This is a genomic window from Bacillus sp. GMs2/2 (assembly GCF_050172095.1).
Lineage (GTDB): Bacteria > Bacillota > Bacilli > Bacillales > Bacillaceae_G > Bacillus_A > Bacillus_A cereus.
Window position 1 is genome coordinate 1 of sequence record NZ_JBNLYE010000614.1, and the last position, 1704, is coordinate 1704.

A 1704-nucleotide genomic window follows, 5' to 3' on the forward strand; every position below is an offset into this window, starting at 1 on the left:
TATAATGAGATTAACGGTATATTAGAAAACTTGGAGAAAAAATACCTACTTCCTGAGGTAGTAAAGGAAGCAAACTTTATACATGGGGAAAAGCTTAACGCTATATTGAAAGAAGTAAGTAGAGATATGCATGAAAATGTAAAGTATTATAGAGATATTCAATTGGATTACAGAGAATATATAGAGACATGGGTGCATGAAATTAAGACACCAATAGCTTCTACAAAGCTTATTATTGAAAATAATCAAAATGAAGTAACGAATAAAATTGACTCTCAAATGGATCGAATCGAGGGGTTTGTAGAACAGGTTCTGTATTATTCTCGAAGCAATAACGTTAATGAAGACTATATTATCAAGCCAATCAACCTTGATAATGTAGTAAGGAATGTAATTAAAAGAAACTATAGGGATTTTATTCATAAGAGAATAAAATTAGATATACAGGATATTGATGAGATCGTATATAGTGATGGAAAATGGGTTGAATTTATTATTAATCAAATAATAGGAAATTCTATAAAGTACTCAAATAACAAAGAACAAATGATACATATATACACAATTAAGAAAACTAACTCAGTAATACTAACTATAGAGGATAATGGAGTAGGGATAGTCACTAAAGATATAAATAGAGTTTTTGAGAAAGGGTTTACTGGAGAAAACGGAAGAAGATTTAGCAAAAGTACAGGAATGGGTTTGTATCTATGCGAAAAACTGTGCTCAAAATTAGGTATGAAAATTACCATTGAATCTGAAGTGAATAAAGGAACTAGAGTTACATTAATATTTCCGTTATCAGGTATGGTAACTTTTGAGCCTTATTTATAAAAGAGGTGCTGCCATCTGTCCACGAATTTTGTATGATATTTAAAAACAAATGTAAAACGGTATAAAAGAGTAGAAATTCTCTTCATATCATTTGTATTATTTAGTCATTTAACATATTGGTATATTTAATTGTTAATCTGGATTAGTCATTATTATTTTTGATGTCCACTAATACTTACCATCAGATTTGGTTCGGTTGCTACACAGACCTCGTAAGGGAGAAATTGCCCACTATATAAAACAGTAAAATAAATATCCGATCCTTTATCGTACAAGGAATCGGATATTTTGTGTCTAAATTGTGTCCAAACGTACAATTTTCTTTTTTTGATATGGTGACCATTTTTTAGGAAATAAACAATATATTCTAAAATTCACTTTGTGTAAGTTTAGCTTGGTGACGGTGGACGAGCTATCATAAAGGCAGAATTCAGCAAAAGAAGGAAGCTATCTCCTTCTTTTTTATTTAACATAACCATGATTCAGTTTGGTTAGCTTTTTATTGATTTTAAAAATTCTTACCCTAATATATTTATCACTAGAAGATTGAAGTCTCTTCTTGTGCATTTCCACATCTGTTTTTCTTCAAATATATAAATGCCTCCAGCTTCTTTTGTCTCCTGATTCTCTGTCCATATGTTCTAGTGGAATCCTTTTTCTTTGTTAATACTCTTTGCTAAATCCTAAAATATTTTTTCCATTTCATCACCAAAAGGAACTCCAAACGGAAAATCAACTTGTAATGGATACGTCATTTTTACTCACTTCTATATTCAATGTAAAGTACAACAAGAAATTCTTTCATTTAATAGCTAACAGATAAAAACTTCCTTTGTACAAAAATATTTACCGCATTTTTTGCACAAAAAC

1 protein-coding gene and 1 pseudogene are annotated in these 1704 nt (G+C 29.8%); one reads left to right on the forward strand and one right to left on the reverse strand.

The features are described from left to right. A partial coding sequence (locus tag ACQGS6_RS27950; RefSeq protein WP_426965990.1) for a sensor histidine kinase occupies positions 1-834 on the forward strand: 834 nt, incomplete at its 5' end. A gap of 462 nt (positions 835-1296) precedes the next feature. On the opposite strand, the pseudogene ACQGS6_RS27955 reads toward ACQGS6_RS27950, so the two are convergent. Further along, positions 1297-1589, reverse strand: a pseudogene (locus tag ACQGS6_RS27955) (monooxygenase). Positions 1590-1704 lie beyond the last annotated feature (115 nt).